The sequence below is a fragment of the Clostridium sp. CTA-17 genome (assembly GCF_054767895.1).
Genome location: NZ_BAAABF010000004.1, coordinates 178,650 through 192,383 on the forward strand (window position 1 = coordinate 178,650; position 13,734 = coordinate 192,383).

10 protein-coding genes are annotated in these 13,734 nt (G+C 29.1%); 1 reads left to right on the forward strand and 9 read right to left on the reverse strand.

Translation table 11 applies throughout. The features are described 5' to 3' along the window. Positions 1-5: 5 nt before the first annotated feature. Positions 6-1,052 carry a hypothetical protein gene (locus ACYUCG_RS08950; protein WP_460268463.1) on the reverse strand — a complete coding sequence of 349 codons (1,047 nt, stop codon included), beginning with the start codon at positions 1,050-1,052 and terminating at the stop codon, positions 6-8. Between the two features lie 200 nt (positions 1,053-1,252). Then, positions 1,253-1,702: a GNAT family N-acetyltransferase gene (locus tag ACYUCG_RS08955; protein ID WP_060794691.1), complete on the reverse strand. Its 450-nt coding sequence runs from the start codon at positions 1,700-1,702 to the stop codon at positions 1,253-1,255. 286 nt (positions 1,703-1,988) lie between these two features. Here ACYUCG_RS08955 and ACYUCG_RS08960 point away from each other — a divergent pair, with 286 nt between their 5' ends. Then, positions 1,989-3,410, forward strand: coding sequence for an MFS transporter (locus ACYUCG_RS08960; protein ID WP_240298712.1), 1,422 nt, complete (start codon positions 1,989-1,991; stop codon positions 3,408-3,410). A gap of 119 nt (positions 3,411-3,529) precedes the next feature. On the opposite strand, the gene ACYUCG_RS08965 is transcribed toward ACYUCG_RS08960, so the two are convergent. The 7 genes from ACYUCG_RS08965 to selD all read right to left on the reverse strand — a co-directional run bounded on the left by ACYUCG_RS08965 (position 3,530) and on the right by selD (position 13,717). Further along, a complete protein-coding gene (locus ACYUCG_RS08965; RefSeq protein ID WP_283678255.1) occupies positions 3,530-5,284 on the reverse strand; it encodes a S8 family peptidase in 1,755 nt (584 codons plus the stop codon). A 1-nt stretch (position 5,285) separates the two neighbouring features. Then, a complete protein-coding gene (locus ACYUCG_RS08970; RefSeq protein ID WP_373575950.1) occupies positions 5,286-7,106 on the reverse strand; it encodes a S8 family peptidase in 1,821 nt (606 codons plus the stop codon). Between the two features lie 247 nt (positions 7,107-7,353). Further along, complete coding sequence (gene rlmD, locus ACYUCG_RS08975; protein WP_283678268.1) at positions 7,354-8,709, reverse strand: 23S rRNA (uracil(1939)-C(5))-methyltransferase RlmD; 1,356 nt, start codon at positions 8,707-8,709, stop codon at positions 7,354-7,356. Between the two features lie 27 nt (positions 8,710-8,736). After that, positions 8,737-9,186, reverse strand: coding sequence for an RDD family protein (locus ACYUCG_RS08980; RefSeq protein WP_283678275.1), 450 nt, complete (start codon positions 9,184-9,186; stop codon positions 8,737-8,739). A 186-nt stretch (positions 9,187-9,372) separates the two neighbouring features. Further along, a complete protein-coding gene (selB, locus tag ACYUCG_RS08985) occupies positions 9,373-11,280 on the reverse strand; it encodes a selenocysteine-specific translation elongation factor (protein ID WP_460268465.1) in 1,908 nt (635 codons plus the stop codon). Further along, positions 11,281-12,669 (reverse strand): L-seryl-tRNA(Sec) selenium transferase, encoded by a 1,389-nt coding sequence (gene selA, locus ACYUCG_RS08990; protein WP_460268466.1) that lies wholly within the window; start codon positions 12,667-12,669, stop codon positions 11,281-11,283. A 16-nt stretch (positions 12,670-12,685) separates the two neighbouring features. Next, positions 12,686-13,717, reverse strand: coding sequence for a selenide, water dikinase SelD (gene selD / locus ACYUCG_RS08995; RefSeq protein WP_139933990.1), 1,032 nt, complete (start codon positions 13,715-13,717; stop codon positions 12,686-12,688). Positions 13,718-13,734: the final 17 nt, after the last annotated feature.

The following is a 13,734-nucleotide window of genomic DNA, read 5'->3' on the forward strand; positions in this document are numbered from 1 at the left end:
ACCCCTTACTTTACAAACTTATAAGTTCCTTCTTCTCCAGTTTTCTTACTTTTAACCTTTATTGTGTTGTAGCCTAATTTATCTATTTCCCATTTAACAATTTTTCCACTGTCATCAACATTACTTGGATTTATAAGTTTGTAATTTCCATTATCTAAAACATATAAATCATAATCATTTATAGTTCCTTGATTAAAAGTAACTACTATATATTTAACCCAACCTAAATCAACTAATTTTGTATATTTTTCATTTATAGCTTTTTCTATAAAAGAACCTGATTTTGTACTATTGTTACTAATTAAATCGTTTATACTATTATGTTTTTCTTCTTTAGAGGCACTACTAATAGCATCCTTACCACTATTATTTTCTACTTTACTTACCACTTGATTATTTATGTTATTTTCTTTTGAATTTGTTCCATGATTATTTTCTGAAGCACTACTTACTGTATCTTTTTTCACATTATTTTCATCTGAATTTTTAGAAATAAGCTGATCTTTATTTATAGCTCCATCTGTTTTGCTAGAATTATTAGACTTTACAGAAGCACTGCTTATTACATCTTTACTTGAATTATTTTTATTTACTTTGCTAGAACTAGGTTGACTTTGACTTATAGCTTCAAATCCATTTTTAGAAGTATTAGTTTTTATTGAAGCACTACTTATTGCATTTGATTTATCTTTACTTGAAGTTATACCTTTAGAATTTATTTGACTTGAAATTTTTGATTTACTATTATTCTTACTTGATGCACTACTTAAGGCATCTTTTTTATTACTATCTGTATTATTTTTAATATCACCGTTTACATCTTCATCACTTTTAGATGCACTGCTAGTTGTATCATCATTAGAATTTTCTTCTTTAGTCATATCTTTATCTTTTTCATTAGCTTCTTCACTATTCTCAGAGGCACTAGAAACAACAGCTTCCTCCATAACACTATTATTTTTCACATTCATTTTTGATTTAGCAGCAAAACCTACAGCAATTAAAACCAAAAATGAGGCTAATCCTATAATTATTTTATTTTTATTTGACATGTTTATCCCCCTTAAAATTTTTATAAAATTAATTTGTTCCCCCCTAATTTAATTTTACCTAATTGATAATGATTTTCATTAATATTATATTACACTTTGGAAATATGTCAAGTTTTTTAACTTATTAGAAATTATATGTTAATAAACAAAAAAATAAGCGTAAATTAGCACTATTACTAATCTACGCTTATTAATAACTTCTATATTAATGGTCTGATCATAATCAAAACTTTATTTTCTATGTCTCCTGATTCTACCGTTTCTTCTAGTTTAAAAAAGCCAACTGATCTATAAAAATTTATTAATTTATCATGTTTACCATCTAATAATATCTTAACTCTTAAAAGTTTATAACCTTTTTCTTTATAAAATGTTGCTACATTATTTATAAGTTCTTCCTCAAGCCCCTTATCTTTATATTCATCTAATATTTTTATAAAATAGATATCCGCTGATTCTTCAGTTAAAGATTTCATTGAAAGAAATCCTATTTCTTTTCCTTTTTCTATATATGCATAGAAAGGAATTTTCTCTATTTTCTTTATAATTCTCTCAATAATATTTTTATTGTAAACTTCATTCTCAAAATCGCTCATTAAATTATATGCTAATTCTTTCTTTAACTCTATATTATCAATACTCTTTATCATAGCGCCCCTCCTATGTTTACATCTATATTACTTTCTTTATATATTACACCAAATTTTATCTTTTAAAAACATTTTTTTGCATTAATCTCAAATAAATGTTAATTTTATTTTAAAAACCTATTAATTTTCTATTTATGTTATATTTTTACTTTAGTAATTATTATTTTAATTATTATTATATATATTTTTTTATTAATATATTTTTTATTGTTTTGATTTTTTTATATATAAAGAGTTATTATAAAATTGAAAATTTAAACAAATTTATAAAATTGGGGGAATTTAAATGGAAGCTGGTTTAGTTAATCTAATTACAAGCAAAGATGAAAATTGGAACAAAAGATGGAAATATAATTGTGCAATGTTTATATTATGTTATATTTTCATGGGGGCTGTCACAGGAATAACTAATGATTCTTATTTATCTTATTTAAACATAACTGTTCCTAATGTAGTTAAAGCACTTCCTACCTATGCATCAATTGGAACCTTCATAATAGCAATGCTTTTACTATTAACTCATAAAGTAGGATTCAAGAAATTAATATTACTTGCACCTATTTTTTCAGTTGTTGGTTTATTAGTTTGTATTTATAGCAAAAATGGGTTAATAATAACTTTGGCATATATAGTTGTCAATGTTGGTTTAGGAATGTTTGACTGTATTTATCCTGTAATGTTTACATCATATACTCCTAGAAAAGAAAGAACTAAAATGTTCTCTAGAGTTATGTACTGTAACCTTATTAGCCAATCAATTTTAACATTTTTCAATGGTAAAATTGTTGTTTGGAAATTTGCTAAATCTTTAGGTGTCTCTTATGATAATGCTTCTGTTTTATCAGAAAATCAAGATGCCTTAAGTTCTGTTCAATTAATGGCATATTCAAATTCATATAAATTTGTACTTTGGATCGCAATAGCCTTAACAGTAATAGCTTCAATCTTTCTATTATTCTTAAAAGAAAAAAGTGAAGATTATAGAGAAACTCCTGAAGAAATTCAAGCTAGAAAAGGAGAAAAAGCCTTTGATTTTAAATTATTCGCTAACAAATATATTATCTTATGGATTCTTATATTTGGAATAGTAAGATTTGGTGCTTTATTAGTAACACCATTCTTTCCAATTTATTTAAATAATTTCTTACATATAAGCAGAGGTACTGTTTCATCTATCATAACATTCCAAACAGTATCTATGGTAATCGGTTATTTTTGTACCCCTTACCTAGAAAAGAAGTTTGGATCAATAGTAACCATAGCCGCAACTACTATACTTTGTGTACCACTTATGTTATTAATGGCTAACGGTGCTATGTTTGGAAGTAATGTTGCTATGATAGTAGGTATAATACTATTTTTAAGATCTGGTGTAGCAAATGTTTCTGCTCCAATTCAAAGTTCTTTACCATTAACATTTGTTCCTAAAAATTTAGTTTCAGCTTATAATTCACTTATTTTAGTTGTTAATTCACTTATAGGAATTGTAGCTGGTATTTATACAAGATATTCTTTATTAAAAACTGAAGCTGGATATGGACAAGCATACTATATAGCAGGTGCTCTTTATCTAATATCTAGTATATTACTTCTTATAGTATTTACTAAAAAATATAATAGGGCTACTAACGATTCTGATGTGATTGAGGCTGATGCTGAAACAGCTGTAGCCTCTGTTGATGATAGTATAGAAGAAACTTTGAAATAATTATAAATAAAATACTCTAATTAAACTTATTAATAAATTATATGTTTAATCAGAGTATTTTTTATTTTTTCCTATCTAATATGAACTTTTAAAACCTAGTTTGATATAATAAAACTAATTTAATTAGTAAGATTAAACATATTAAATATATCAACTATCCCATATCCCCACTCTGGATTTGGATAGGTATCCCCTTTTCTCTTTCTTGTTCCTCTTGCAATAAAAGCTTTTAAAGTTTGAGAGAACATATATGGATAATTTCCTTCAACTATTCCCCATTGAAAAAGTAAAATGCAAATTCCAGCCACTATAGCAGCTGCAACACTTGTGCCATTTGCAAGAGTTGTTTTATTATTTGGAGCAACAGTAAGGGCATTTACCCCTCCTGCTGCTACATCTATTATATCAATATAGTTATCCTGAAATCCTCTACCTGAATAATTTAATTGAGTATTATTTAATTGATTGTATGCAGCTACAGTTATTACAGATGAACTAGTACCTGGGACAGTTACTGTTCCATATGGGTCAGAAGGTATCATCCTAGTTGTGGCTTTACTCACTCCCCTTGGAGGTAACCAAATATCATATCTTCCTTCTATCTCTTTTAATCCCCTAAATTTGAAACTCCATGTTCCTGGTTGGACGTTATCTAATATAACTAATATCAAAGAATCTTCATATATTTCTTCAGGCACATAATAACTTACTAATACTGTAGTCCGTTCAATTGTAAAATCATATCTATCTCCTTTTCCAAAGAAAGGTTGAATTATTCCAGTTGTTCCTCCTGTTGGTGAAACTATTTCTATAGAAGCAATACTAGGTATTTGCACCCAAATTTCAATAATAATCTTTTTTTGATTTTCATCTATATTAAATTCATGAATAGTTACTTGGCCATCAGGTTTTATAGTTCCTGATCCATGTAATAGTGCAGTGCCTTCATTTCCAGCACCGGTAACTACTGCAATTCCTCTACTTATTAAAATAGAATCTAAAAATTCTTCTAAAATGCTTGTTCCTTTATGACTTCCCCTATTAGTTCCTAAAGGTAAATATATAATCATACTTTGTGATCCTTTTAAGAAGTATGAATATAAATACTGTATTCCTGTGAATATCTCAGTAATATTATAAAGAGGTATGTTTATTTCATATTCTTTTTTATAATAAAGTGACTGTGCAAGCTTTACAACTAATAACTTACAATCTGGTGCAACTCCCTTTAAACTAGGATTTTTTCCTGATGATCCAATTATTCCTGCCATTGATGTTCCATGACCTATTTCATCTCTTGATGGGACTATTGTATAAGGATCTCCTCCTTCTCTACTCAGTCTTATTGCTCTATTTATATCTTCTTCTGAATAAAAAGTTCCATAAGGTAAATTATCATTACTTGAACCCTCACTTGAAACTGTCTGATCCCAGATTCCTAAGATTCTTGTATTTCCATTTGAATCCATAAACTCTTCATTCAAGTAATCTATTCCAGTATCTAAAATTCCAACAATTACTCCTCTTCCTGTTAAATTAAAATATGATTCTATTTGAACATATTCAATATTTGCTGCCTCTAAAGGGCTTATTTCCTGAAGTACATATCCTTCTGGATTCTTTATATAAGTAATTGTATCAATCTCTACATCTCTTCCATTTTCTTTTTTATACTTAATCATAGATATATCATTTTCATATTCCTGTAAGTTTTTATCAATAGTTATTATGGCATATCTATTATTAATTAAGGTTGCATATATTCCTTCTTTACCAATAAACTCTCCTATAATATCACCTTGATACTGAACTAAATAATTTAAATAATTTTCATTATTAAATACATTCTCTGGAGCTGAAGACTTAAATTCCATTTTATTCCCCTCCATAATAAAAATCAGAAGGTACGCTAACTAACATCCTTCCACAATAGTACTCAGTATAATCTTCATTAACCTGATCACTTCTATAAGGTGCTAAAGGAACCGCTATTATATTTTTAAATATTTCATATAAATCTAAATATCCATATCCAGTAGATTCATTAGGGTATATTTGCCCAGGAATTCTAGTAGCACCATATATTAAATAGCTTCTTAGCTTACTAGAATTCATTGTTCTATCATTTCCATTTATAATTCCCCATTGAAATAATAAAGCACATACCCCTACAATTATCGCAGTTGCTGGAGAACTCCCTGACATTCTTCCAACTCTATCACCAGGAAACATAGTCAAAACATCCTTTCCTGCAGTAGTTATATCTGGATTTATCCATCCATTAATATTAAAACCTTTTCCAGACTCCGCCAACAAAGACTGAGTTTGACTATTATAATAAGCTACACTTATTACATATCTAGCAGTAGCTGGGACCATCAGTGTGTTTAATGGATTAGGCTTAAGAAACTTTGTATTTTCAGGTAATAAAGAACTTGGAGCTAACCATACATCATATCTTCCATTAGTTATATAATCTCCTCTTAACTCAAAAGTCCATATACCAGGTTTAATATCTTTAAAATCTATAAAAATAAGTTCATTTCCTGTAAAGGTATCAGGAACATAATAGTTAATATTAACACTGGTATCCGTTAATATAAATTTAAATGATCTCTCTAGAGAAATTTTAGCATCTATGAATGAAGATTCTTCTCCACTAGGAGATTTTATATTTAATGATACTATATTAGGTCTTTGGATCCAGAAAGCTAAGTTAAAATTTTTTATTTCTCTTGGTATTGATAATTCAACTTTTTCAACGCTATTTTCAAGCTCTATAACTCCAGATGCATGGCCTTGTGAACTCCCTTCATTTCCAACACCAGCTACCACTGCTACTCCTCTTATTGATCCAATTGTAGTTAAATATCTAGAAAAAAGTCCTCTTCCATCATGACTTGCTTCAGTACATCCTATTGCTAGACAAATTACTAATGGCCTATTAACACTAATTGCATAATTTTTAAGATATTCTATTCCCGCTATAATTTCAGCCTCATTATAAACAGGAATACCTTCTATTCCATTTTCTCTAAAGGCTTTCTCATAACTAAGTGAGGTTAATAGTTTTACAATAGCAAAATCACAATTAGGTGCAATACCTTTAATGGTTCTATTGTATCCTCTAGCTCCTACTATACTAGCCAGTTTAGTTCCATGTCCTATTTCATCTCTACTATCAACAATATCATATGGATTTCCTCCATCATACTTACTTTTAATAGCATTGTTTATGTCTTCATTTGTAAATATAGAACCTACATAAACCGAATCATTAGGTTTTTTTGTACTCTTTTGGTCCCAAATAGTAAGTATTCTAGATGTGTCATCTTCTCTCATAAATTCCTTATTAAGATAATCTATTCCAGTATCAACTATTCCAACTATAACTCCACTTCCATCAAGTCCTAAATAAGGATTATTCACAATTGTGGATATATTATCAGTTTCTTGTGGAGATACCTCCTGTAAAACATAAGGCACTCTTGTTTGTATATAAAGAATTGATGGAACATCTTTTCTTAGTTGTTTTAAATACTGTGGTGGTGTTGAAACAACACCTAAGGTACCAGTAATCGCGTCTCCACATGCATAAGGAATTTTTTCTAACTCTTCTTTTAAATTTCCTCTATATTCAACTAAATAATCTGGAGAATCTTCACTTAAAAAGTTTGGACATTGTACTGATTCTATGGCTCCTCACCTCTTAAAATTAACTCTTATTTTAATTTACTCTATAATTTAGATAATGTTACAAATAGCCGCTTTCTCCGTATTTAACTATTTATAAGAATATATAGTTCTTATATTAAAACTTTTAATTATAATTAATTTCTCAAAATACTTCTATAAACAAAAAAATGCCAACAATCAACTTTTATCTAGTTGAATTGTTGGCAATTTATTAATCAAATCATTCTATTTATGCTTATAAAATAATTTATTTCTTATTTAATTTTACAACTGTCTCTACATGAGGAGTGTTAGGGAACATATCCATAAGTAAAGTTTTTTCTATTTCATATCCCTTAGCTTCTAAAACTTTTAAGTCAGTTACTAGAGTTTTTGGATTACATGAAACATAGATTATTTGTGGAGCATTAAATTTTATAACGTAGTCTAATGCCTTTGGATGTACCCCACTTCTTGGCGGATCTAAAATTATTATATCTGGTTTATCCTTAACTGTTTTTATAACCTCAGCTACATCTCCAGCTATAAAGTTACAATTATTTAATCCATTTAATTTAGCATTCTCATTAGCTGCTTTAGCTGCCTCTTCTATAAGTTCAATTCCAATAACCTTAGAAGCTTTTCCTGCTGCTATTTGACCTATTGTTCCCGTTCCGCAATAAAGGTCAAACACTACCTTATTGTCAGCAGCTCCCATAAAATCTCTCACTATGCTATATAACTTTTCAGCTCCTAGTGAGTTTGTTTGGAAGAATGAGAATGGAGATATTTTAAAGTTTAATCCTAAAAGATTTTCTGTTATAAAATCATCACCATATAGAATATTTACTTTCTCTGGTATAACAGCCTCTGATAAAGCATCACTTTCTGTATGTATTATTGATTTTAATTTTCCTTTTAAGTTTAATCCTTTTATAAGCTCAGTAAACTCTGTTAAATCAAAATCTATTTGAGTTGTAGTAACTAAATTAACAAGAATTTCTTCTGTCTTAACACTTTTTCTTACTACTAGGTATCTTAAATACCCTGTTCTAGGCATTATTTTATAGAAAGGTAATCCTTTTTCTCTGAAATATTTAACTGTTGTATCTAGTATGTTTCTAAAATCTTCATTAACTAATACACATTTATCAACATTTACTATTCCAAAAGATTTTCCCTTCATATGCATTCCAAGGGTAAGTTCTCCACCTTTTTCTTCGTCTCCAAAAGTGTATTCCATCTTATTTCTATATTCCCATTGGATTGGGCTAGTTTCTATACCTAAAAACTCTCCTGTTGGAACTTCAGCATCTTTAAATAAATCTTTAACTTGTTCAACCTTAAGCTCTAATTGTTTCTCATAAGGAATTGTTTGAGAAGAACATCCTCCACAAACTCCAAAATGTGGACACTTTTGATCATCCTCATAACTAGCTTTTTCTCTTACTTCAGAAACTCTAATCTCTGCATACTCTTTTCTTTTTTTAGTTACTCTACCAAAGACTTTTTGTCCTGGAAAAGTATTTTTAGCATAAACTTTTAATCCATCTACAAATCCGAATCCTTTAGCAGGGAACTCTATTCCCTCTACTAATAATTCTATTTCGTTACCTTTTCTCATTAGTTGTCTCCCTTACTAATAAATTATTTATTTTCTAAAAACTTTTTCGCCTAATGTTAATTTGAACTTTCTACCTTCCATTACAGCTCTGTAAAGTATGTTCATAATAACAAATATTACAAAATAAAAAGGAATTCTTCCTTCTAATGATATCTTATAGCCAAAAGGTCTCATTAGCAAATCTACTATAAAGAAGGCTGCTAAAGATAATAGTAATACTACCGTTTGATCTATAACTCCTTCTAGTATTCTTTTAAAGAAAGAAGTGTTTTTCTCACCTTTTTCACTAATATCTTTTTTGTCTTTATCTGGTTTATTCATAAATTCCTCATCAATAGCCATAGTATTGGTATCTAATGATATACTCTCTAATACCGCAGCCTCTTTTTCATATGAGTCCATTTTCTCATTTGTTACTGATGTTTCATCACTTTTCAAAGCATTTTCTTGCTCTTTAGTGAATTTGTTATCGTCCATAATATCCTCCTAAAAGCATTAAATATTATTCTGAAATACATTAATTAAATATACTATATTTATTATCTTATGTAAATCAAATCTATTTAATTATAATGTATTATTATGGCAAAACTATTACATTTTAATTATGAATATAAGAAAGAGAAGCTTATAAGACCAAACTTCTCTTGTAGAATCCTTTATTTAATTTAAAACTCTCTTGTCTTCTACTCTTTTAGTTATTTCTTCATTGTCTAAATACTCTAAAATTGCTACTAAATACTTTCTGGAAACACCTAAAATCTCCTTAGTTTCACCTAAAGTAATAGAACCATTTTTATTTAACCATTCTATTATTTTATCTTTAACACTTTGTAATATCTCTTTGTGCATTACAACCTCTTCTGGAAGTTTAATTAAAGTTCCCTCTTCAATTAAAAGATTATATATTTTTATATATTCCTTTTCTAACTTTTTATCTTCTATGATATCTTTTATCTTTGGAGAAACTATTCCACTTTCTAAATAAGCTTTTAATATTTTTTCCCTAATTGCCTTTTGAGCTTTTGTTAGTTTTATCTTAAAATCCTTTAGTGAAATTATATTACTCCCTTCTTTTATTATCTCTTTTTCCTTCATAAGTTCTAAGAAACTTTGGAATATTTTTTGCTTAATCTTATTTGAAAAACTCTTACTTCTAAGTTCTTCTTTATTCATCCCTGCTTTTAATGGATTTTCTGCATGGAATCTTCTTAGAATTTCATAAATTTCTTCACTCTTTTTAGTGAAAAATTTATTATGAATAAATACTTTAGATTTACCATTATCTATTCCTATAATTTTCTTATCCTCACAAAGCTTTTCCAATATAAAATCTATATTTTCTATATTTCTTCCTAGTCCTTTTATAACTTCCTGTGAGTTTGGGAAGGTTTCACTTAAAGATAGTACTATATTTTCAACTATGTCCTCTATGCTTCCTTTTTCCATAAGCTTTAATTCATTTAAATAATCTTCTTTAAATCTTTTAGCTTTTTTTGCTAAGGGATTTATTATTTTACCTCCCCCTAAGGTTATCATAGGGGAATAATTTCTTATAACTAAGTTATCGCCTTTTTGAGCACATATTTCACTTTCTAGTCTTAACTGTATATATGCCTCTTCACCAGGCTTTACCTCTTCTTTATCAAGTAGGACTATTCTTCCAAATATCTCTGATGTACCATGATATATTCTTACTCTCTGTCTATTAACTAAGTTTTTTTCATTAGACTTTAAGTATCTAATCTTACAATCTACCATGTAAGATGGCTCAATAGTATTAGAAGTACAAACAACCATTCCTCTAGTTACTTCCTCTTTAGTAACTCCTGATAAGTTTAATGCACATCTTTGACCAGCTTCCCCTATTTCAACATTCTCATCATGAACTTGAATATTTCTAACTCTAGCTTCTACTCCACTTGGATTAATTTGAACTAAATCACCTAATTTTACACTTCCACTTAATATAGTTCCTGTGGCTACTGTTCCAAATCCACTTACTGAAAAGCTTCTATCCACAGCTAATCTAAAATGGCCTTCCTTATCCTTTTGCTCTATTTCTTCTACTGCACTATCTATCTCAGTTATTAATTCATTAATTCCTTCTTTAGTTTTAGAAGAAACCTCTATCATGGTTGCATCTTTAAAACTAGTTGATTTTAAATAATTCTTTATGTCTTCTTTTATCATTTCTGCCCATTCTTCATCAACTAAATCCCTTTTAGTTAAAGCAACTATACACTTTTTAACTTCTAAAAGTTCTAATATTTCTAAATGTTCCTTTGTCTGAGGCATTATTCCTTCATCTAGGGCAATAATTAGAAGAACTACATCTAGTGATGTAGCTCCTGCTAACATATTTTTGATGAATTTTTCATGCCCTGGAACATCTATTATCCCTGCCCTTTTTCCTGAAGGCAAATCAAAGAATGTAAATCCTAAGTTAATTGATATACCTCTTTTCTTTTCTTCATCAAGCTTATCAGTTTCCCTACCTGTTAAAGCCTTTATAAGAGTTGTTTTACCATGATCTATATGCCCTGATGTTCCTATAATCACATGTTTCATCTATTTTTCACCTATTTCCTTTAAAGCATTAAATATGACTTCATAATCATCTTCTAAGATTGTTCTAAGATCTATATAAACTGCCCCTTTATAAACTCTAGTTATTATAGGTATTCTATATTCTCTTAGCTCTCTTTCTAAATTAACTTCATTTATGCTCTCTGAATCTATTCTAAGTAAATAAGTACTTAATTTACTATCTGGCATTGAACCTCCACCAACTGTTGATTCACCTTCTTCTATAGAAAATTTATAGAACTTATTTAACCCTTCTAAATTCTTATAAAATCTATTAGCTCTTTCTCTTATTTCCTTTAAATCTAAAGTCATCATATGAAGAGTTGGTATTTTTTCAATTGCCTCTTTTTCATTTAAATAATGTTTTAAAGTAATTTCTAAAGCAGCTAAAGTAAATTTATCAACTCTTAGAGCTCTAGTTAATTGATTCCTTTTTATTTTATCTATGAATTTCTTTTTACCTACAATAATCCCAGCCTGAGCTCCACCAAGCATCTTATCTCCAGAAAATGTTACAACATCTACTCCGGATTCTAAACTTTCTATTACTGTAGGCTCTTTTTCTAATCCATATTTGCTTAAATCAATTAAAACACCACTTCCAATGTCCTCTATTACAGGTATATCCTTTTCCTTTGCTAAGTTACATATCTCATTAGCACTTACACTCTTAGTAAAACCTACTATTTTAAAGTTTGAGCTATGAACTTTTAAAAAGGCTCCAGTTTCTTCTGTTATGGCATCCTCATAATCATATAAATGTGTTCTATTAGTTGTTCCAACTTCCACAAGCTTAGCTCTTGAAAAATTCATCACTTCTGGAATTCTAAAAGAGCCACCTATTTCTATAAGTTCCCCTCTAGAAACAATTACCTCTTTATTTTCACAAAGAGAATTTAATACAAGCATTATGGCCGCTGCATTATTATTTACCACTAAGGCTGCCTCAGCTCCTGTAATATCTTTTATGATACCTTCTATAAGGGAGTATCTAGATCCTCTTTCTCCCTTTTCTAAATCATACTCTAGATTGCTATAGCTTGAAGCGGCTAAAGCAACTGCTTCAGTGGCCTCTTTGCTTAACAAAGATCTTCCTAAATTAGTATGAATAACAACACCTGTTCCATTAATAACCCTTTTTAAATTTCTTTCTCTTTTTTTAAGTAATCTATGCTCACATTTACTCTTAGCTTCTTCCTTAGTTAAGGCATAATCTACCTCTTCATTTAGAATAGCTTTCCTATTTTCATTGATTATATCCCTTAAAGCATTTACAACTGTTTCTCTCCCATTTTCATTTAAAAAGTCTTCATTAAAAATACCAAGTATTTCATCTATCTTAGGCAAAGCTCTAAGAAGTTCTTTTGTCATGTTATCCTCCTAAAAATTACTCCACTACTATATATGCATCATTGAAATCTTCAACACGTCCTATAACAGAACTTTCTACCTCTAACTTTTCTAATCTAGTTAGTATGTCTATGTAATCTTTCTCTTTACAACTAATTAATAATCCACCTGATGTTTGAGGATCAAATAATATATCTTCCATCCAACTTTCAACATTCTTTAGAAGATATTTTCCTTCTAAGTATCTTTTATTCTCATAACAACCAGCTGGTATTAATCCCATACTAGCATATTCTTTAGCTTCTTTAATAAATGGAATTGCATCTTTAAAGATTCTAAAGGTTTTTTTAGATGGTTCTGCCATTTCATACGCATGCCCTATTAGTGAAAATCCTGTTATATCCGTACATGATGTTATATTATAGTCAGTTATTATTTCACCTGCATACTTATTTAAATATGCCATTACTTTTACTGCTTTTTCATAAGCTTCCTTGGAAGCTATACCCGCCTTAATAGCTGTATTTATTATCCCAAGACCAATTGGTTTAGTTAATATTAAAATATCACCTGTCTCTGATCCATAGTTTTTAAGAACTTTATCTGGATGAACAATTCCTGTAACAGATAAACCATATTTAGGTTCATCATCTTGAACTGTATGTCCTCCTACTATTACAGCTCCAGCCTCTAAAACCTTATCTGCTCCCCCTCTTAATATTTCACCTAATATATTCATATTTAGACAATTAGGAAAACAAACTATATTTAATGCCACTATGGGCTTTCCTCCCATGGCATAAACATCACTTAAGGAGTTTGCTGCAGCTATCTGTCCAAAGGTATATGGATCGTCTACTATTGGAGTAAAGAAATCTAATGTTTGTATTGTTGCCATTTCATCATTTAATTTATATACTGCCGCATCATCAGATGTATCTATTCCAACAATTAAATTTTTATCATTCATCTTTGGTAATTTACTTAAAATTTCTGAAAGAGCCCCCGGCCCTATTTTGGCTGCTCAGCCAGAAGTCTTTGATAGCTCAGTTAATCTTTTTTCTATCATAAAACTCCACCTCTTTT

What these genes read in the sequence shown, in the direction of transcription:
- ACYUCG_RS08950 (WP_460268463.1), bottom strand. Translation starts at nt 1,052, where the DNA reads ATGTCAAATAAAAATAAAATAATTATAGGATTAGCCTCATTTTTGGTT.
- ACYUCG_RS08960 (WP_240298712.1), top strand. Translation starts at nt 1,989, where the DNA reads ATGGAAGCTGGTTTAGTTAATCTAATTACAAGCAAAGATGAAAATTGG.
- ACYUCG_RS08955 (WP_060794691.1), bottom strand. Translation starts at nt 1,702, where the DNA reads ATGATAAAGAGTATTGATAATATAGAGTTAAAGAAAGAATTAGCATAT.
- ACYUCG_RS08980 (WP_283678275.1), bottom strand. Translation starts at nt 9,186, where the DNA reads ATGGACGATAACAAATTCACTAAAGAGCAAGAAAATGCTTTGAAAAGT.
- rlmD (WP_283678268.1), bottom strand. Translation starts at nt 8,709, where the DNA reads ATGAGAAAAGGTAACGAAATAGAATTATTAGTAGAGGGAATAGAGTTC.
- selB (WP_460268465.1), bottom strand. Translation starts at nt 11,280, where the DNA reads ATGAAACATGTGATTATAGGAACATCAGGGCATATAGATCATGGTAAA.
- selA (WP_460268466.1), bottom strand. Translation starts at nt 12,669, where the DNA reads ATGACAAAAGAACTTCTTAGAGCTTTGCCTAAGATAGATGAAATACTT.
- ACYUCG_RS08965 (WP_283678255.1), bottom strand. Translation starts at nt 5,284, where the DNA reads ATGGAATTTAAGTCTTCAGCTCCAGAGAATGTATTTAATAATGAAAAT.